This window comes from Streptomyces sp. NPDC059003, assembly GCF_042740445.1.
In the GTDB taxonomy this organism is placed as follows: domain Bacteria; phylum Actinomycetota; class Actinomycetes; order Streptomycetales; family Streptomycetaceae; genus Streptomyces.
Map to the genome: position 1 here is coordinate 1 of NZ_JBHYJH010000090.1, position 17,965 is coordinate 17,965.

Sequence of the window (17,965 nt, forward strand, 5' to 3'; positions counted from 1 at the left end):
CACCCCGAAAAGCAATCGGCCTCCGGCCTCGTCCTCAAACGCCGGACGGGCTGAAATTTTCGCCGCTGCTGACTGGTATCTGCGGGGGGCCTGGGGCGACAGCCCCAGTGGAAGGGCGGGTGGGTGGGGGAAAAGGGGGTCTGGGGGCGGAGCCCCCAGCAAGGGCGGGGCTACGTGCAGCGGGCCATCGCGTCCAAGGCGACCGCGCCCTGACCCCGCCCCAGCACCATCAACGGATTGATGTCCAACTCGGCCAGCGAGTCCCCCAGTTCGAGGGCCATCCGCTCCACCCGCAGCACCACCTCGACCAGCGCGTCGAGGTCGGACGGCGCCGCGCCCCGGACCCCGTCCAGGAGAGCGCGGCCCCGCAGGGAATCGAGGAGGGCGCGGGCCTGGTCCTCCCCGAAGGGCGGGACGCCCACCGCCGTGTCGCGGAGGACTTCGACGAGGACGCCGCCGAGGCCGACCGTGACGGTGGGGCCGAAGAGGTCGTCCTGGGTGATGCCGACGACCATCTCGACGCCGCGCTCCACCATCTGGCAGACGAGGACGCCGTCCAGGGACACGTCTTCGTAGCGGGCGATGTCGGTGAGGTCGCGGTAGGCGTCGCGGACCTGGCTGGCGGAGGTCAACCCGACCTGGACCAGGCCGAGTTCGGTCTTGTGGGCGATCTGGGCGCCGGAGGCCTTCATCACGACGGGGTAGCCGACCTGCCCGGCGGCGCGCACGGCGGCCGCGGCGCTGGTGACGAGCTGTTCGCGCGGCACGCGGATGCCGTACGCGCGCAGGAGCTGCTTCGCCGCGTGCTCGCTGAGCTGCTGGCCGGGGCGCAGCAGGGCCTGGGCCTTGCGGTAGGAGGGGGACGGGGTGCGGGGGGCCTCGTCGAAGGGGGAGCGGTAGGACGTCACGAAGTCGTGGTGGGTGAGGTAGGCCCGTACCGCCTTGATGCAGTTGGAGAAGGTGCGGAAGGTGGCTACGCGTGGGGAGCCGAGGAGGGTGTGCCGGTAGGCGTCCTCCGTGCCGAGCGGTGAGCCCCACACCACGCAGATCAGCTTGTCCGTCTGCTCGGCCGCGGCCACGAGGTCCTGGGCGAGCTTGTCGCTCATCGGTGGGAACGGGCCGGTGATGGGGCAGATGAGGACGCCGACGGACGGGTCGGCGAGGAGCGCGTCGAGGATCTTGCGGCCGCGCCAGTCGCCGACGGGGTGGCCGCCGTTGTCGATGGGGTTGGCGACGTTCAGGTAGTGGGGGATCCACTGGTGCAGTTCGGTCTGCTTGGCATCGGAGAGGGTGGGCAGGCGCAGGCCCGCGCGGGTGGCGAGGTCGGCGAAGTGGGCGCCGGTGCCGCCGGAGATGGAGTAGACGGCCACGCCGTCGGCCCGTGGTGGCCGGGCGCGGGCCAGGAGCGTCGCGGTGTCCTGGAGCTCGTCGAGCCCGTCGACGCGGATCACGCCGAACTGCCGCATCGCCGCGTCCACGACCGCGTCGGCGCCGGTCAGCTTGCCGGTGTGGGACGCGGCCGTGCGGGCGCCGGTCTCGGTGCGGCCGACCTTGACGGCGACGACGGGCACGCCGCGCCGGGCGGCCCGGTCGGCGGCGAGCAGGAAGGCGCGGCCGTCCTTGAGGCCCTCCACGTACGCGGCGATGGCGCCCACCTCGGGCTGTTCGGCGAAGTACGCGAGGAAGTCGGCGGTCTCCAGGTCGGCCTCGTTGCCGGTGGGCGCCCAGTGGGAGAGGCGGACGCCGAGCTCCTGGAGCGTGAAGACGGGGCGGCCCTGGTGGCCGGACTGGGTGATGAGCGCGATGGCGGGCCCGGACAGGTCGTCGCGGAACGTCTCGAAGGCGTTGAGGTTGGTGTTCGGGCCGAGCAGGCGCAGGCCGGAGCGGGTGCAGGCCTCGACGAGGCGGTCCTGGGCCGCGGCGCCCGCGGTGCCGGTCTCGGCGAATCCGGACGCGAAGGCCACGGCGAACTTCACCTTCGTACCGGCGAGTTCCTCGACGACGGGCAGCGGGTCGCCGACGAGGAGCACGGCGAGGTCGACCGGTTCGGGCAGGTCCGTGACGGAGGTGACGCAGGGGAGGCCGAAGACCGTGCGGCGGGTGGGGTGCACGGGGTGCAGGCGGGCGCCGACCCGCTCGGCCCAGGCGACGAGTTGGCGCGTGATGCCGGTGTTGGGGCGCCCCTCGGCGTCCGACGCGCCGACGACGGCGACGGACTCGGGGCGGAAGAAGCGGTCGAGGTCGGGGACGTCGGCGTGCAGCGGACGGCCGCTGACGTCCAGGTCGCCGGCGTCTGCGGCGCGGCCGTGGACGGTGGCGGCGGGGAGGTTGCCGCAGGCCAGGGCGCGTGCGCGGCGGGGGTCGGAGGTGAAGGTGCCGTATGTCGATCCAAGCATCGGTCCGCCCGCTCCTGTGGGTAAGGAACTTTACTGACGCATAGTCAGATTACTGAACTGACGCCGTGTCAGGAATGGGGTGCGCAAGACGCCGTTCAGGACGTGTGCGTGCGTACGGCAGGACGTGCGCACGCCTACGGGCGCGCGCCGCGGCCCATCCCGCCGTCGTCGTGCGCGGCGCGGCCGCCGGACCCGGCCGCGCCGTGCCGACACCGCACGTCACGTGCGTACCTGACGCCTCCACGGAACCGCAGAACCCGGGCGCTGCCAAGGTGGGCGCCCGGCCACGTGGCTTGTTACCGCCGGTACTACCGACGGGTCGGGCCTGCTGTCGCGGTGCGGTCCGCGCGCTGCGTACGCGCCCCGCGGGCCGCACGCGCCTCCCGCGCCGCACGCGCCTCCCGTGCCTGGGACTTGGCCACCGCCGTCGCGATCCGGTCCGCGTCCCTGGCCAGTTCGCGCAGCATCCCGCTGATCGGATTGGTGAAGCCCGTGAAGTACAGGCCTGCCGTGCCCGGCGCGGTGCGGGGGCCGTGCGCCACCGGGCGGCCCCGGTCGTCGAGGACGCCGAGGTGGCCGAGCAGCGGCTCCAGGGTGCGGCGGTAGCCGGTGGCGGCGATGACGGCCTCCGGGCCGATGCGGGTGCCGTCCGCGAGGACCACCTTGCCGTCCTCGAAGGACGCGACGGCCGCCACGGGTTCGACGCGCCCCTTGCGCACGGCGTCGATGAGCCCGACGTCCTGGACCGGGATCGCGCCCTCGTGGACGCGCGAGTACAGGCCCGTGTCGGGGCGCGGCAGGCCCTGCGCGGACAGGTCCGGCACGCTGATCCGCGCGAGGGGCCGGGCGATCCGGTCGACCACGGCCACCGGCAGCCTGCGGCACAGGATGCCGGTGCGCTGGGCGGGCCACCCGGCGGTGGAGCGGCGCACGATGTGCGGGGCGGTGCGCACGGCGAGGCGCACGCGTGCGGCGCCGCCCTCGACCAGGTCGACGGCGATCTCGGCGCCGGTGTTGCCGACGCCGACGACGAGGACGTCCTTGCCCGCGTACGGGGCGGGGTTGCGGTAGTCGGAGGCGTGCAGGAGCTCGCCCTCGTACGCGTCGAGACCCGGCCAGTCGGGCAGGTGCGGGGTGTGGTTGTAGCCGGTGGCGACGACGACCGCGCGGCCGGTCAGCTCGCGCCCGCCCGTGGCGTGCAGGAGCCAGCCGTCGTCCGCCCGGTCCAGGCGGGTCACCTCCACGCCGGTGACGACGTCGAGCTCGTGGAACTCGGCGTACTTCTCCAGGTAGCGAAGGACGTTGTCGCGCGCGACCCAGCGCCCGAAGGAGCGGGGCATCTTCAGGCCGGGCAGGGCGGAGAGGCGGCGCGTGGTGTGCAGGTGGAGGCGGTCGTAGTGGCCGCGCCAGGAGGCGCCGACGCGGTCGGACTTCTCCAGGACGACGGCGCGTACGCCGCGTGCGCGCAGGGCCGCCGCGACGGCCAGGCCGCCGGGGCCGCCGCCGATGACGTACACGGGGCGGTCGGGACAGGGCCTGCCCGTCAGGGGCCGGTCGGTTCTCGGCGGGAGCGGAAGGTTCGAGTCGGCCATGACGGGAGAGTAACCACGCCGTCACTTGATGGGTGACGGACAAGTCCGAAACCGGTTGCGAATTGATCACGCGTGCCCGCCTCTTGCGCGCGCGGCGACCGGTGCGCTGAACTGACATAACGTCAGATTCCTTGGTTGGGAAGGGCTGGTTCGCGCGTGCGCTTCGATCTGCCCGAGGTTGACTCCTTCACGCGCCCGTACTGGGACGCCACCGCCGAGGGCCGCCTCCTCGTCCGCCGCTGCCGCGCGGCCGGGTGCGGCCGCGCCCACCACTACCCGCGCGAGTTCTGCCCGTACTGCTGGTCCGACGACGTCGTCTGGGAGCGCGCGAGCGGCCGCGCCACGCTGTACACGTGGTCCGTGGTCCACCGCAACGACCTCCCGCCGTTCGCCGGGCGCGTGCCGTACGTCGCCGCCGTCGTGGACCTCGCGGAGGGCCCGCGGATGATGACGGAGGTGGTGGGCCGCGCGGCGGCGGAGCTGCGGGTGGGGATGGCGCTCGAGGTCACGTTCCGGGAGGTGGGGGAGGGAGTGGTGGTGCCGGTGTTCGGGGCCGGCCCGGTCTCCCCTACGCGCGGGAGGAGTTCAGCAGGGTCCGCCCGGCGGGGCTGACGGCGTGGCGTGCGGCCTTTCCGTCCCGGGTGAGGGCGGTGAGTCCGGCCTTGCGCAGCACGCTCGCGTGTTCGCTGGCGCTCGCGGGCGAGATTCCGGCGCGGGCCGCCAACTGGGTGGTGGTGCATCCGGCGTGTTCGGCTATCACCCACAGGACCGTCGCGCGGGTCCGGCCGAGGAGCGCGCGCAGGGACGACGGGGCTTCGCTGAGGGTGCCCGCGGTGACGAGGGCGGGGGCCGCGGTGGCGCGCGTGGCGTCCTTCACGGGGAACGTGATCCAGGGCTGTCCGTCGTCCGGGTGGTCGTAGGCCGGGTAGTGGGAGCCGAACACGGTGGGGATGAGGAGGAGGCCGCGGCCCGCCAGGTGGATGTCGTCGTCGCGGCTGGATGCCGTCGTCAGCTGGAGCACCGGCGATTCCCAGGTGATGTAGCGCGGGTTGAGCTCGCGCAGCAGGCGCTCGACGCCGTGCTCGGTCACGTGCCGCAGGCGCAGGGCGCGGTCCGCACCGGCGAGTTGCTCGATGCGGGGCCAGTACGGTGCGACGAGCAGGTCGTGCGCCGTGTGCACGGCCTCGGCCAGGGGGCGGACGAGCGCGGGGTCCTGCCTGAGCTGCCGGGCCGACCGCGGCACGCGTTTCAGGCCCGCCGCCCAGCGGTCCACGTCCTCGACGAAGCGGTGCGCCGGCGTCGAGCAGAGCCGCTCCACGAACTCGTCCGGCTCCTCGGCGCGGTTCAGGTCGAGGAAGTCCGCTGACGCCCCGAGGGCGGGGATGAAGTCGAACAGCGGCGTCAGGCGCGGCGGCAGTCGCGTCGCGGCGCGCCGCCGCCACGCGTCGAACCGCACCGGGTGACTGCGCTCCTGGAGCAGCCGGATGCCTATCTCCAGTTCGAGCAGGGGCCGTACCCCGGAGGCCAGACGGGTGCGGGAGAGGTCCTCGGCCGTGAAGTGGATCCGCAGGGTCATCCGTGGAGCCTCGCCGTCGAAGGTCGTTTCGGGCCAGCCCGAAACGAGTCGACCTCCGTGGCCCACCGCCCGAAGCTGGTGGGGCACGGGGGGAGTCCGGCAGCCCAGGGCCGCACACGGGGGAGGGGCTGCCGGACTACGCATGTCTTACGCGAGTTGAGGCTCCTCCCGTTGGCCTGGACGCGGACGTGGGCCGCCGTCCGCGGAGGTTCCGGTCAGAGGGAGGGGCGGTTCGGGCCAGCCGTGCGCGATTGCGGCGCCCGGGCCGCGGGGCGATGCATACAGTCGGTGGGTCTGTCGACCCCTGTTCCGCTCTGCTCGTTCCGTGTACGACACCGAGATAGGGAGTCCGCGCTGTGCCGTCCTTGCTGCACTACGAGATCGTCACGGACCCGACGTCGCTCCAGGCATCGCTCCCCGGGGAGCCGTCCACGGGGACGGTGTACATCATCGTCTCCAACACCCACAAGTCCATCGTGGAGTGGGAGTACATCGATGTGGAAGTGCCGTGGGGCCCTGATGCCTCCGACCTGACCGACAGCCCCGCCGCGGTCGTCACGAGCATCGAAAGGACCGTCACGACTCCGCGTGATGAGGCGCTGGAGTTCAAGTGGGACAACAACGTGCAGCGCTACCGGGCCCAGTTCGACTGGTCGCAGTCCCCCATCAGGGCGTACCCGGAACTGCTCTACCACGGCGCTCTCATCCTGAAGCTGGAGAACATCCCCGTCACCGAGGGCGCGGGACTGGTCCTTCTGAAGATCCATGACAGGGCCAGGGGCGGCGACACCGGGCCCCACGCCTTCGGGATCGGCCACTGCACCACCACCCTCGGCCTCACGAAGCAGACGCCGCGCATCCCGCGCAACTTCCGGGCGGAGAAGTCCCGGATCGACGGGGACGCGGGCCAGGCCGTCGTGTTCCTGTGGGACGGGCCCACCGATCTCGACTACTCGATCCTCGACCAGACCGGGGCCCCGGTCCACAACGAGGCGGCGGCGCCGGGACCTTCGGCGCACCAGCAGTTCAGGCGGCAGCCCGGCTTCGCCCCCAAGCGCGGCACCACGTACACCCTGGTCGCCAAGCCCCCCGGCGTCACCAACCACCAGGGGTACTTCCTCACCGCCACCGTCCACGCGACCATCCCCGAGTTCGAGAGCGGCACGCGCACCCGGTGGATCGAGGGGACGGTGGACAAGGGCCGCGTCGTGTTCACCGCGGACGGCGTGGACGTCCAGGACCAGAACCACAGTGACCTGGGCACGCTGCGGGCCAAGAGGGCCGACGTGGACGCGGTGATCACCAGGCTGGTGCAGGGGCGTACCGACGACGCCGGCTGGATCAACTTCCCCGACACCGGCGTCAACGTGTACCACGGTCCGACCAGCACGCCGGGCGTCATCACGGCCGAGCGGGCCGACGTGCAGGGCGTCAACACCACCTGGGCGGGCCGCCGCGCCGCCGGGCAGGGCTGGATCGACTTCTCCGACGACGGGGCGACCGTCTACAAGGACGACACCCCGAACAGGGGCACCCTCGCCGCCGACAAGGCCGACATCAGCGACGGCGTCAACACCACCTGGGTCGGGGACCGCGACGGCGGCAACGGCTGGATCGACTTCCCCCAGGACGGAGTCGAGATCCACCGGGACGGCTCCCCCGACCTGGGAGCCCTGCGCGCCGAAGCGGCCGAGATCAACGACGGCGTCAACACCCCGTGGGTCGGGGACCGCGTCCACGAGAAGGGCTGGATCGAGTTCCCGCAGGACGGCATCGACGTCCGCAAGGACGAGGACGGCTGGGGCACCGTCGCCGCGGGCCTCGCCAGTCTGAACGACCTGCGGACCGGCAGCGCCCGAGTGAAGGGCCTGCTGACCGTCCTGGGCGGCATGAACCTCAGCCATGAGGGGAAGATCGGCCGCGAGCGCGGGACGCTGTTCAGTACCCGGCCGGATGCGGTCGTGTTCACCGGGGCCAATGAATTCAAGCAGGGCGTGCGATTCGAGAAGGGGATCCTGGTCATCAACGACAAGTACTCCGTCTCGATGACCAAGGAATCCGGTGACATGCTGGTCAGCGGCGCCGGTCTCCAAGTCCAGGGAGGGACGATCTCCATATCCTCCGGGGGCAACCCGCCGCAGGTCCGGACGCTGTAGCGGGCGTCGCCCGCTCCCTACGGGAAGCAGCGGTAATCCAGGTAGCGGCCGAGGAGCAGGCGAGGCCACACTGACGCGATGACGATCATGGATGGCCCGGCATGACGGCCCGCTGGCACCTCACCACCGACCCCGCCGAATTCCTCACCCGCGCCCACGACTTCCTGCACGCCGAGCCCGCGCTCAACACCGCGCTGCTGACCGTCGCGGACACGCTGCGCACGCGCGGGCTCCATGTGTACGGGGACGGGGACCCGCTCTTCGGCTGGCTGGCCGACGGCCAGGGGGACGTGCGGGGAGCGTTCCTGCGTACGCCACCGCACCGGGTGGCGATCGGACCGCTCCCCGAAGCCGAAGCGGACGCGCCCGCGCTCGCGGAGCTGTTCGCCGACCGCGCCCCCGACCTGCTCGGCGTGATGTCCGACCAGACCACCGCCGAAGCGTTCGCGCACGCCTGGCGCCGTCGCACCGGCGCCGACGTCACCAGGAACCTGCGCCAGCGCCTGTACCGGCTCGGTGAGCTCACGCCGCCCGCGCCCGCGCCGCCGGGTGCCGCCCGGGTCGCCGGGGCCGGGGACCGCGAGCTGCTCGCCCGCTGGCACAAGGAGTTCGGCGAGGCGCTCGGCGAGGCACCGCTGATGGACTCCGGGGAGTGGGCCGACACCCGCATCGCCTACGGCGGCGTCACCCTCTGGGAGCTGCCCGACGGCACCCCCGTCGCCATGGCGGGCAACACCCGCCGCACCGCGGGCCAGGTGCGCGTGGCACCGGTCTACACCCCGGCCGCCCACCGCGCCCGCGGCTACGCCGGTGCCGTCACCGCCGCCGTGTCCCGCGCCGCGCTCGACGACGGCGCGGACGTCGTGGTGCTCTTCACCGACCTCGCCAACCCCACCAGCAACGGCCTGTACCAGCGCGTCGGCTACCGGCCCGTACGGGACTACGCGCAGTTCACCTTCGCGGCCCCCGCTACCGGTTGACGGCCTTCACATACCGGTGGCACGCCACGTGGATCGGGCCGCCCGCGCTCGCCGCGAGGTACTCGAAGAGGCCCTCGTCGCGCCAGCCGTTGCGCTCGTAGAAGCGCCGGGCGCGGGCGTTGCCGTTGACCACGGCGAGCCAGGCGCGGCGGTGGCCCTTGGCCGCGACCAGGCGCTCCGCCTCGGCGAGCAGGGCGACCGCGACGCTCGTGCCGCGGTGGTCCCGGGACACGTAGACCTGCTCGACCTCGTCGTCGACCACCATCACGAACCCGGCCACCGCCCCGGCGACCGTCGCCACCACGGTGTCGTCGACGCGGCGGGGCGCGCGCAGCACGAACGACTCGGGCGTGCGCACCGCGAGCAGCGCGGTCGGCACGTGGCCCCGGTGGCCGTCGTTCCAGCCCTCGTGCCAGATCCGCGCGATCGCCGCCGCGTCACCGGCGCGCGCCGGGCGCAGCCGCGGTGCGGCGGACTCCGCCGCGGACTCCTCCGTCACGGCCACAGCAACTCCTTGGCCCAGGGCCGCTCGTGCCCCGTCCTGCGGTAGCGCAGCCGTACGTGGCGGCGGCGCGCGTCGCCCTGGAAGAACTCGACCTCGTGCGGCTCCAGGACGTACAGCGTCCAGCTCGGCGCGTCCGCGTCCGGCTCGGCGGCGGCCCGCTCCCAGGCGGCGTCGGACGCGCGCGCCAACTCCTCGTACGAGGCGAGTACGGCACTCTGGCGCCCGACGAGCGCCGCGGCCAGCGCTCCGGTCGACCGGGCGTGCAGGTCGGCCAGGGCGGCGGGGTGCGGGGCCGTTGTCACGGGGCCTCGGGCGCGGATCTGGCGGCCGCCGGTCGCCCAGTAGAAGTGCACTGCCGCGTACGGGCTTGCCGCCAGCTGTCGGCCCTTGCGGCTGGTCGCGTGGGACGCGAAGTGGAAGCCCTCGTCGTCGGCCCCGTGCAGCATCACCGTGCGGGCGTCGGGGTGGCCCTCTTCGTCCGTCGTGGCCAGTGTCATGGTGTGGGGTTCGGGCTGCCCTGCGGTGACTGCGTCCGCGAACCAACGGTGGAAGAGGGGTACGGGTTCGGCGGGTGCGGTGGCCGGGGTGAACGTGGGGAGTTCGGTGTCCCAGACCTTTTGGGATGTGAGCAGTTGGTTGAAGCTGGGTCTCATGAGTTGATTGTGTATGGGGCTGCGCCCCTTTCCCCGCTTATCGCCGCTCCGCGGCTCGTCCTCAATCGCCGGACGGGCTTGGTTCCTGCCGGAGCGGGCTCTAAAAGGAGCGCCCCAGCACCACCGTTCCCGACGAGCAGAACCAGCCCCCCGTCCCCGACGCCACCGCCAGTTCCGGCAGGGTGCCGTCGCGGCGGCGGACCTGGCGGTGCGGGCCCGCGTCGCCGCGTAGTTGGCGTACCGCCTCCACCAGGAGGAACAGGCCCCGCATCCCGGGGTGCTGGGCGGAGAGGCCGCCGCCGTCCGTGTTCGTCGGCAGGTCGCCGTCCCGCAGGAGGCGGCCCTTCTCCACGAACGCGCCGCCCTCGCCCTTGGCGCAGAAGCCCAGGTCCTCCAGGGTCACAAGCGTCATGTACGTGAACGCGTCGTAGATCTCCGCGATGTCGATGTCCGCCGGGCGGACCCCGGCCCGCTCGAACGCCGCGCGGCCGCTGACTGCCGCCGGGGAGACCGTGAAGTCCTCCCACTGGGACATGGAGGTGTGCGAGACGTACTCGCCCGTGCCGAGGATCCAGACGGGGTTCGACGCACAGTCGGGGACGAGGTCGGCGGCGGCGAGCAGGACCGCGCAGCCGCCGTCGGAGCGCAGGCAGCAGTGCAGTTTCGTGAACGGGTCCGCGATCATGGGGCCGTTCAGGACGTCGTCCACCGTGATCGGGTCGCGGAACATCGCCTCGGGGTTCGCCGCCGCGTTCGCGCGGGCCTGCACGGCGACCGACGCCAGCTGCTCCAGGGTCGTGCCGTACTCGTGCATGTGGCGCCGGGCCGCCATCGCGTACTTGGCGATCAGCGAGTGGCCGTACGGGGCCTCGAACTGGAGCGGGCCCCGCGCGCCGAAGGAGAGGTTCGCGGTGCGCCGGCCCGCCTTGACGTCGGCGCGGGCCGTCGAGCCGTACACGAGGAGCACCGCGTTCGCGCGGCCCGCCGCGATCGCGTCCGCCGCGTGCGCCGCCATGACCTCCCAGGTGGCGCCGCCGACGGACGTCGAGTCCACCCAGCGCGGGCGCAGGCCCAGATACTCGGCGACCTCCACCGGCGCGAGCGTGCCGAGGCCCGCGGACGCCAGGCCGTCCACGTGCTCGCGGCCGAGTCCGGCGTCAGCGAGGGCGCGCCGGGCCGCCTGGGCGTGCAGGGCGTAGGGCGTGGCCTCGTCGACCCGGCCGCAGTCGGAGAGGGCGACGCCGACGACGGCCACCTGGCGGGGGGAAGACATGGATCTGACGGTACATCAGATGGGGTGGGCGCGGCAGGCCGTCGCGGGCCTGTGCTTCTGCCGGTGCCCGCCCTAATATGACCGCCCGCCAAGGAATATGACGTACCGTCAGATCCGGGTCGCCGGACCGGGGAGGAGCCCGCGATGGACGCCGCCTGCACCGCGGAACAGGACGAGATCCGCCGCACCCTGCGCGAGATCGTCGCCAAGCGCTGCGGCCCCGACGACGTACGGGCCGCCGTGCGCACCCGCGCCGGACACGACACCGCACTGTGGGACACCCTCGCCGGACGCGTCGGCCTGCCCGGCCTCGCCGTGCCCGAGACGTACGGAGGCGTCGGCTGCGGCCCCCTCGAACTCGCCCTCGCCGCCGAGGAGCTGGGCCGCGCCCTGACCCCGTCCCCGTTCCTCGCCACGGCCGCGCTCGCCGCGCCGCTCCTGCTCGCCGCCGGCACCCCCGCCCAGCGCGCCGCACTGCTCCCGCCGATCGCCGCGGGCGAGCGCACCGCGACCCTCGCCGTCCCCGGCACCGCCCTCACCACCGCGCTCGCCCTGACGGGGGACAACCACGGCGACTGGGCGGGCGGCGGCCGCGCGGGCGGCATCCAGGCCACGGCGGCCGACGGCGCGTGGCGCCTCTACGGCCAGGCCGACCAGGTGCTCGACGGCCACAGCGCGGACCTCCTCCTGGTCGCCGCCCACACCGGCGGCTTCGCCCGCTCCCGCACCCGGCTCTTCGTCGTACGCGGCGACGCCCCCGGTCTCGTACGCACCCGCCTGACCGCGCTCGACGAGACCCGCGCCCAGGCCCGCCTCGAACTGCGCGATGTGGCGGCGGAGTTGCTCGGCGAGGGGGAGGTGGATGAGGGCGTGGCGGAGGCGCTCGCCGGGACCGGGGAGCTGGCGGCGGCGGTGCTCGCCGCGGAAGCCGTCGGCGCCGCGGACCAGGCGCTCACGCGGACCGTCGCGTACGTCAAGGAGCGCGAGCAGTTCGGCCGCGCCATCGGCTCGTTCCAGGCGGTCAAGCACCGGCTCGCGGATGTGTACGTGGGCGTGCAGGCGGCGCGCTCGGCCGCGTACTACGCGGCGTGGGCCGCCGGGGCGGGGGCGGAGCCGGGGGCGGGGGTCGCGCTCGCGCAGGCCCTGGAGGCCCTGCGCACCGCCGCCGCCGAGGCCGTGCACCTGCACGGCGGCATCGGCATCACCTGGGAGCACGAGTCCCAGCTGTACGTGAAGCGGGCGGCGGGCGACGAGTTGATGTTCGGGCCCGCGCATCGTTTGCGGGCGCGTGCGGCGGAACGGGCTGAGGTATTCAGCCCGTCCGGCGTTTGAGGACGAGGCCCGAAGGGCCGACAAAGCGGGGAAAGGGGCGCAGCCCCATCTGGAAGGGTGACAGGACCTCGGGGCACGCCCTATCCCGGCTGAGGGCGTGCCGCCCTACTTCGTCGGCTTCTTACCGGTGACGCCCAGATGGACCAAAAGGGCGAGGTTCGGCTTCAGTTCGGCCTGCTTGACGCCCCACGTCTGGAACCCGCGCTGGTGGGAAGCGACCGCAGCGAGCATCGCGACGAGGGAACCGGCCACCGCGGCAGGGCTCACGTCCTTGTCGACCTTGCCCTTGGACTGGAGCTCCTTGACGGTGTCCGCAAGGGAGTTGTTGACCGAGTTGAGGATCTTCATCCGGATTTTGTAGAAGCGCTTGTCGCCCTCGGCGGCGCCGAGGTCGACGACCCGGAGGATCGCGTCGTTCTTCCGCCAGAAGTCGAGGAAGCCGTCGACGAGGTCCTGCGACGTCTGATAGGCGGCCTTTCCGACCCAGGAGCGGCCCTCCAGGAGGTGGGTCAACTCCGCGCCCTCGGCGGCCATTTGCTCGGCGATCTCCAGGACCGCGCCCTCGACGTCCGGGAAGTACTGGTAGAACGTCGCCGGTGAAGTGCCCGCCTTCCGGGCGACGTCGATGACCTTCACGTCGCGGTAGGGGGACGAGCTGAGCATGTCGCTCAGGCAGTCGAGCAGTTTCTGACGTGTCGCCTGACCGCGTCGACCGGCCACTCGGCCGTCGACGGTTCGTACCTGTCCTGTCATGCCGTCAGCTTACCGAGGGGTGATCGGAGCGCGATTCGACCGAGTGCAAATGGGGTGGGAGCGGGAGCAGCGCGGTGGCAGAGGGGTGGCAGGGAGGTGGCACGGGGGATCAGGGACGCACCGGAGGGCGCCCGGGGGCGGCGCCGTGCGCCGTCCGAAAAGAATTGGTCAGGTGTTCGAATGGATCGGCTGCGGGGCGGCGGGTGGACGGTTAGCTTGACTGTGATGGAGGCCACGGTGGGCCTGGAGGGGTGAGCTGAGGGAGAACCGGTCTCATGGAATTCACGGAAGGCGTCCCCTGCTGGGTGGACGCGATGCTCCCGGACGTCGAGGGCGGCAAGCGCTTCTACGGTGAGCTCTTCGGGTGGACCTTCGACGACGGCGCGGGCGCGGAGTACGGGCCCTACGCCCAGGCCGCCCTCGACGGCCGCCCCGCCGCCGCGCTCGCCCCCAAGCCCGACGGCCGGATGCCCACCGCCTGGACGGTCTACCTCGCCACGGCCGACGCCGCCGCGGCCGCCGTACGCGTGCGGGACGCGGGCGGGCAGATGATCACGGACCCGGTCCCGGTGGGCCCGTTCGGGACCATGGCGCTCGGGGCCGACCCGGAGGGCGCGGTCTTCGGGCTCTGGCAGGCCGGGAGCCACGAGGGCTTCGGGGTGGTGCGGGAGCCGGGCGCCTTCTGCTGGACCGAGGTGTACTCGCGCGACAAGAGCGCCGTGGACGCCTTCTACGGGAGCGTCTTCGGGTACGAGACGTACGACGACGAGATCGCGGGCGACGACTACCGCGTCTGGTCGCCCGCGGGAACCGAGCCGGGGCCCGGCACCGCGATCGGCGGCCGGGCCGTGTCCGACGGCCTCCCGGCCGAGATGCCCGCGCACTTCCTCAGCTACTTCAGCGTGGCCGACTGCGACGCGACGGCCGCCGCGGCCCAGCGGCTCGGCGGCCGCGTGCGCACCGATCCGCTGGACATCCCCTACGGCCGCGTCGCCGTGCTCGTCGACAACCAAGGGGCGGTGTTCGGGGTCCTCCAGGAGTGAAGGGGTGCCCGGCCGGTCGCCGCACGTCGCTTTTGTACCGAAACATCCCGATGTCGCCCCGGGTTCGCAACCATCGCCCCGGACAGGAAGAATCGGGGTGCGTGCCGCCGTAGCGGCTCGGTGGTGAGACGCTGCACGGGGCTGTTCCGAACGGCGCCCGCGTACGGGGAGGTGGCAGGCAAGTGGTGGACCAGCTGACGCAGCACGATCCGCGGCGGATCGGCCCGTTCGAGGTCCTGGGACGGCTCGGCGCCGGAGGCATGGGACTCGTCTATCTCGCGCGCTCCGCCTCCGGGCGGCGCGTGGCGATCAAGACGGTCAGGACCGAGCTCGCCGAGGACCAGCTGTTCCGCGTCCGCTTCACGCGCGAGGTCGAGGCCGCGCGCGCCGTGTCCGGGTTCTACACGGCCGCCGTCGTGGACGCCGACCCGCGCGCCGCCGTGCCCTGGCTCGCCACGGCGTACGTGCCCGCGCCCTCCCTCGAAGAGATAGTGAACGAGCACGGGCCGCTGCCCACCCAGGCCGTGCGCTGGCTCGCCGCGGGCGTCGCCGAGGCCCTGGAGTCCATCCACGGCGCCGGACTCGTCCACCGCGACCTCAAGCCCTCCAACGTCCTCGTCGTCGAGGACGGCCCGCGCGTCATCGACTTCGGCATCGCGTCCGGCGTCTCCAACACCCGCCTGACCATGACGAACGTCGCCGTCGGCACCCCCGCGTACATGTCGCCCGAGCAGGCCAAGGACTCGCGCAGCGTCACCGGCGCGAGCGATGTCTTCTCGCTCGGCTCCACCCTCGTCTTCGCCGCCACCGGGCACGCCCCGTTCCACGGCGCGAACCCCGTCGAGACCGTCTTCATGCTCCTGCGCGAGGGCCCCGACCTGGAGGGCCTGCCGGACGAGCTGCGCCCCCTGATCGAGTCCTGCATGCAGATGGACGCCACCCTGCGCCCCACGCCCGGCGACCTCCAGGCCCAGCTCGCGCCGCACCTGTTCGCCTCCGAGGGCGCCAGCGACGACAGCGGTACGGCGTCCGCCTGGCTGCCGGAGCGGGCGGTCGCGCTCATCGAGGCCCGCCGCGGCGGGCGTCCCCCGGCGCGCGTCGCCTCCGGGGCGGGCGGGTCCGCGGGCCGGGGCGGGCGGGCCGCGGCCGCCGCGTCGGCGGCGCCGGTGTCCGCGGTGCCGCCCCCGCCGCGCCAGGCCCCCGCCGTGCCGTCCCAGGCGCCCTCGCAGGCCGCCGCCCCGTCGTACGCCCCCTCCCACGCGCCGTCGCAGGCCGCCCCGCCGCACCAGGCGCCCCACCAGCCCGCGCACCAGTCCTCTCACCAGTCCCCGCACCAGTCTTCTCACCAGGCTTCCTTCCAGGGCGTGCCCGACGCCGGGCCCGTGCAGCTCGCGGGTGCCAAGGTGCCCATCGGGCCCGGGCCGCGCGTCGCCGCGGCCCGCGCCGCGGGCGCGCCCGCGGCTCCGGCCCCCGACGCCGGGCTCGCCGGTTCCTGGTCGCGCTCGGCGGCCCCCGCGCAGCCGCGGGCCAACGGCGCCGAACCCGCCGTCACGGCCCCCGCGCCCACCGGCGCCGGCGCACCGGCGGGGACCGCGGCGGGCGGCTCCTGGCGGCCGTGGCGGTTCCGCATGTCCAACGACGTGTGGGGCACCCCCGCCGTCGCCGGGAACCTGGTGTACGTCACGTCCTTCGAGGTGCACGCCCTCGACGTCAGCACCGGCCGACGCAGCTTCAAGACCCGCGACGTCGCCTGGTCCATGGCGGTCGCCGACGGCCGCATCCACGCATCCGACGGCCCCACCCTCTACGCCCTCGACGGCGCCGACGGCTCCGACCTGTGGCGCCTGTCGACGGACGCCTGGGTGTACGCCCTCCAGGCCGACCGCGGCACCGTCGTCACCGCGACCCGCGGCGGCGGCGTCCAGGGATGGGAGGCCGTCAACGGCGAGAAGCTCTGGGAGATCACCGGCGCCCAGACCGAGTTCGAGACGCCGGAGGCCGCGCCGGTCATCCGCGACGGCACGGTGTACGTCTGGAAGGACGCGCGGCTGCGCGCCGTCGAGGCCCGCACCGGCATCGAGCGCTGGTCGTACCCCATCGGCGACGCGGCCTCCTGCGGCGGCGTCCCCGTGCGGGTGACGCAGGCCCCCGACGGCTTCGTGTACGTGGCCGCGGGCACGCGCGTCCTGGCCCTGGACGTGGCCACGGGCCACGTCCGCTGGCACTTCGAGGCGCCCGCCGCCTTCCTCTCCCCGCCCGCCTTCGCGCCCGGGCCCGCCGTCACCGGCGGCGGCGTGTACCTCGCCGACTACCTGGGCACGGTGTACGCCCTCGACGCCACGGACGGCCGCGACCGCTGGCGCATCGCGACCGAGTCCCGGTCCTCCATCGACCCGGTCCTGGTCGCCGACGGCCACGTCCACGTGGGCAGCGGCAAGGGCCTCTACACCCTCGACGCCGTCACCGGCACACCCAAATGGCGGTTCCAGGCGGGCGGCGAAGTCGTCGGCTCCCCCGTCGTCGCCGACCGCCGCATCCACTTCGGCGCCACGGACCACCTCCTCTACACCCTCAAGGCCGACGACGGCCGCCTGCGCTGGAAGCTCGCCACGGGCGGCGAGATCACGGGGGCGCCGGTGGTGCGGGACGGGGTGGTGTACGCGTGCAGCAAGGACCGCTGTGTGTACGCGCTGGACGCGGAGCGGGGGACGGCGACGTCGCGCTGACGCGGGCGTGAGCCCTCGCGGGGCGCGCCGGACGGGCTAGAGCCTCGGCGGGCCGTCCAGCGTGGGGACCGTGGGGCGCGGGGGCTCCGGCTCCGGCTCCGGCGGGACCTCGGTCCCGGGGCGCCGTCGTCCGCCGAGGGCCACCGCGGCCACGAGTACGACCACGCCCCCGCCGAAGGCCCCGAGCACCCCGAGCCCGAGTCCCGAACCGTCTCCCGCCACGGCCAGACTGCCCTCCGCCTGCCCCTGGCGGACCATCCACAGGATCGTGAAGCCGAGGATGACGAGTCCGCCGACGGCGACCGTCACCCGTGAGCGCAGGGCGAGGCCCGCGAGGACCAGCAGGGCCGCGAAGGCCAAGGGCAGGAAGAGCGAGCCGAACAGCTCGGCCCGCGCGTTCGTGATCCCCGTGCCGGAGAACAGTTCGTCGACGCGGACGTCGCGGCCGGGACGGCCGTCGTACCAGGCACGGAAGGGGCTCCAGACGGCGGCCGTCGCTCCGATGAGAGCGAGCGCCGACCCGACGACGTTACGCACCAAGTCCGGCCTCCTCGGTTTCCAACCCGAGCCCACTCTCCCCACCGACGCTACGCCCCCCACCCACCCCACGCCACGCAGACCCCACGACAGCGGCGCCCCCTTTCCCACCCGCCCGCCCGTTTCCACTCGTCCGCGGGGCGACCGCCCCCGGTGGGGGTTGCCCGCCGCTGGCGCCTGCCCCCCACCCCCGCTACCGCGGCGCTTTCTCTCCCACCCGCCCGCCCGTTTCCAGCGCCACGCGGGGTGGACGTCCCTCGTGTGGCTTGCTTGCCGTCGGCGTCTGCGGGCTACCGCCGCTATCGCGGCGACTTCTTTCCCACCCGCCCGCCCGTTTCTGGCGTGACGTGGGGTCGGCGCTTCTGGTGGGGCTGTTTCGGTGTTGGCGGCTGCGGCTCTCGGGCCTGTAGTCGCCGATGGTGAATGACCCCCACAGGGGGCGT

At 73.6% G+C, this 17,965-nt stretch carries 14 protein-coding genes; 6 read left to right on the plus strand and 8 right to left on the minus strand.

Features of this window, described 5'->3' with window-relative positions; all coding sequences use genetic code 11:
- Window positions 1-170 precede the first annotated feature (170 nt).
- Both ACFWZ5_RS27540 and ACFWZ5_RS27545 read right to left on the minus strand, forming a co-directional pair.
- Window positions 171-2,396 (minus strand): acetate--CoA ligase family protein, encoded by a 2,226-nt coding sequence (locus tag ACFWZ5_RS27540; protein ID WP_384803123.1) that lies wholly within the window; start codon window positions 2,394-2,396, stop codon window positions 171-173.
- Between the two features lie 308 nt (window positions 2,397-2,704).
- A complete protein-coding gene (locus ACFWZ5_RS27545) occupies window positions 2,705-3,988 on the minus strand; it encodes a flavin-containing monooxygenase (RefSeq protein WP_384803120.1) in 1,284 nt (427 codons plus the stop codon).
- Window positions 3,989-4,144: 156 nt separating this feature from the next.
- On the opposite strand from ACFWZ5_RS27545, the gene ACFWZ5_RS27550 reads away from it, so the two are divergent.
- Entirely contained in the window at window positions 4,145-4,600 is a 456-nt protein-coding gene (locus ACFWZ5_RS27550) for a Zn-ribbon domain-containing OB-fold protein (RefSeq protein WP_384803117.1), read from the plus strand.
- Here the strand turns inward: ACFWZ5_RS27550 and ACFWZ5_RS27555 are convergent.
- Window positions 4,557-5,564: an ArsR/SmtB family transcription factor gene (locus ACFWZ5_RS27555; protein WP_384803114.1), complete on the minus strand. Its 1,008-nt coding sequence runs from the start codon at window positions 5,562-5,564 to the stop codon at window positions 4,557-4,559. The genes ACFWZ5_RS27550 and ACFWZ5_RS27555 overlap by 44 nt on opposite strands.
- A gap of 356 nt (window positions 5,565-5,920) precedes the next feature.
- Here ACFWZ5_RS27555 and ACFWZ5_RS27560 point away from each other — a divergent pair, with 356 nt between their 5' ends.
- Together ACFWZ5_RS27560 and ACFWZ5_RS27565 are read left to right on the plus strand one after the other, a co-directional pair.
- Window positions 5,921-7,720, plus strand: coding sequence for a hypothetical protein (locus tag ACFWZ5_RS27560; RefSeq protein WP_384803112.1), 1,800 nt, complete (start codon window positions 5,921-5,923; stop codon window positions 7,718-7,720).
- A 101-nt stretch (window positions 7,721-7,821) separates the two neighbouring features.
- Window positions 7,822-8,700, plus strand: a complete 879-nt coding sequence (locus tag ACFWZ5_RS27565; protein ID WP_384803109.1) for a GNAT family N-acetyltransferase — start codon at window positions 7,822-7,824, stop codon at window positions 8,698-8,700.
- Here the strand turns inward: ACFWZ5_RS27565 and ACFWZ5_RS27570 are convergent.
- From ACFWZ5_RS27570 to ACFWZ5_RS27580, 3 genes are all read right to left on the minus strand, one after another.
- On the minus strand, window positions 8,690-9,199 hold the full coding sequence (locus tag ACFWZ5_RS27570) for a GNAT family N-acetyltransferase (protein ID WP_384803106.1): 510 nt from the start codon (window positions 9,197-9,199) through the stop codon (window positions 8,690-8,692). The two genes, ACFWZ5_RS27565 and ACFWZ5_RS27570, sit on opposite strands and share 11 nt — an antisense overlap.
- Window positions 9,196-9,858 (minus strand): pyridoxal 5'-phosphate synthase, encoded by a 663-nt coding sequence (locus ACFWZ5_RS27575; RefSeq protein ID WP_384803103.1) that lies wholly within the window; start codon window positions 9,856-9,858, stop codon window positions 9,196-9,198. Before ACFWZ5_RS27575 ends, ACFWZ5_RS27570 begins: the two co-directional genes overlap by 4 nt.
- 100 nt (window positions 9,859-9,958) lie before the next feature.
- On the minus strand, window positions 9,959-11,131 hold the full coding sequence (locus tag ACFWZ5_RS27580; RefSeq protein ID WP_384803100.1) for an acetyl-CoA acetyltransferase: 1,173 nt from the start codon (window positions 11,129-11,131) through the stop codon (window positions 9,959-9,961).
- Between the two features lie 144 nt (window positions 11,132-11,275).
- Here ACFWZ5_RS27580 and ACFWZ5_RS27585 point away from each other — a divergent pair, with 144 nt between their 5' ends.
- Complete coding sequence (locus ACFWZ5_RS27585) at window positions 11,276-12,463, plus strand: acyl-CoA dehydrogenase family protein (protein WP_384891372.1); 1,188 nt, start codon at window positions 11,276-11,278, stop codon at window positions 12,461-12,463.
- A 105-nt stretch (window positions 12,464-12,568) separates the two neighbouring features.
- Here the strand turns inward: ACFWZ5_RS27585 and ACFWZ5_RS27590 are convergent, their stop codons facing one another.
- A complete protein-coding gene (locus ACFWZ5_RS27590) occupies window positions 12,569-13,216 on the minus strand; it encodes a TetR family transcriptional regulator (protein WP_384806630.1) in 648 nt (215 codons plus the stop codon).
- A gap of 275 nt (window positions 13,217-13,491) precedes the next feature.
- Between ACFWZ5_RS27590 and ACFWZ5_RS27595 the strand changes: the two genes are divergently transcribed.
- Window positions 13,492-14,259, plus strand: coding sequence for a VOC family protein (locus ACFWZ5_RS27595; protein ID WP_384806628.1), 768 nt, complete (start codon window positions 13,492-13,494; stop codon window positions 14,257-14,259).
- A gap of 182 nt (window positions 14,260-14,441) precedes the next feature.
- Window positions 14,442-16,985 carry a PQQ-binding-like beta-propeller repeat protein gene (locus tag ACFWZ5_RS27600; protein WP_384891375.1) on the plus strand — a complete coding sequence of 848 codons (2,544 nt, stop codon included), beginning with the start codon at window positions 14,442-14,444 and terminating at the stop codon, window positions 16,983-16,985.
- Window positions 16,986-17,021: 36 nt separating this feature from the next.
- Here ACFWZ5_RS27600 and ACFWZ5_RS27605 read toward each other — a convergent pair whose 3' ends face one another.
- Complete coding sequence (locus ACFWZ5_RS27605; protein WP_384806890.1) at window positions 17,022-17,522, minus strand: hypothetical protein; 501 nt, start codon at window positions 17,520-17,522, stop codon at window positions 17,022-17,024.
- Window positions 17,523-17,965 lie beyond the last annotated feature (443 nt).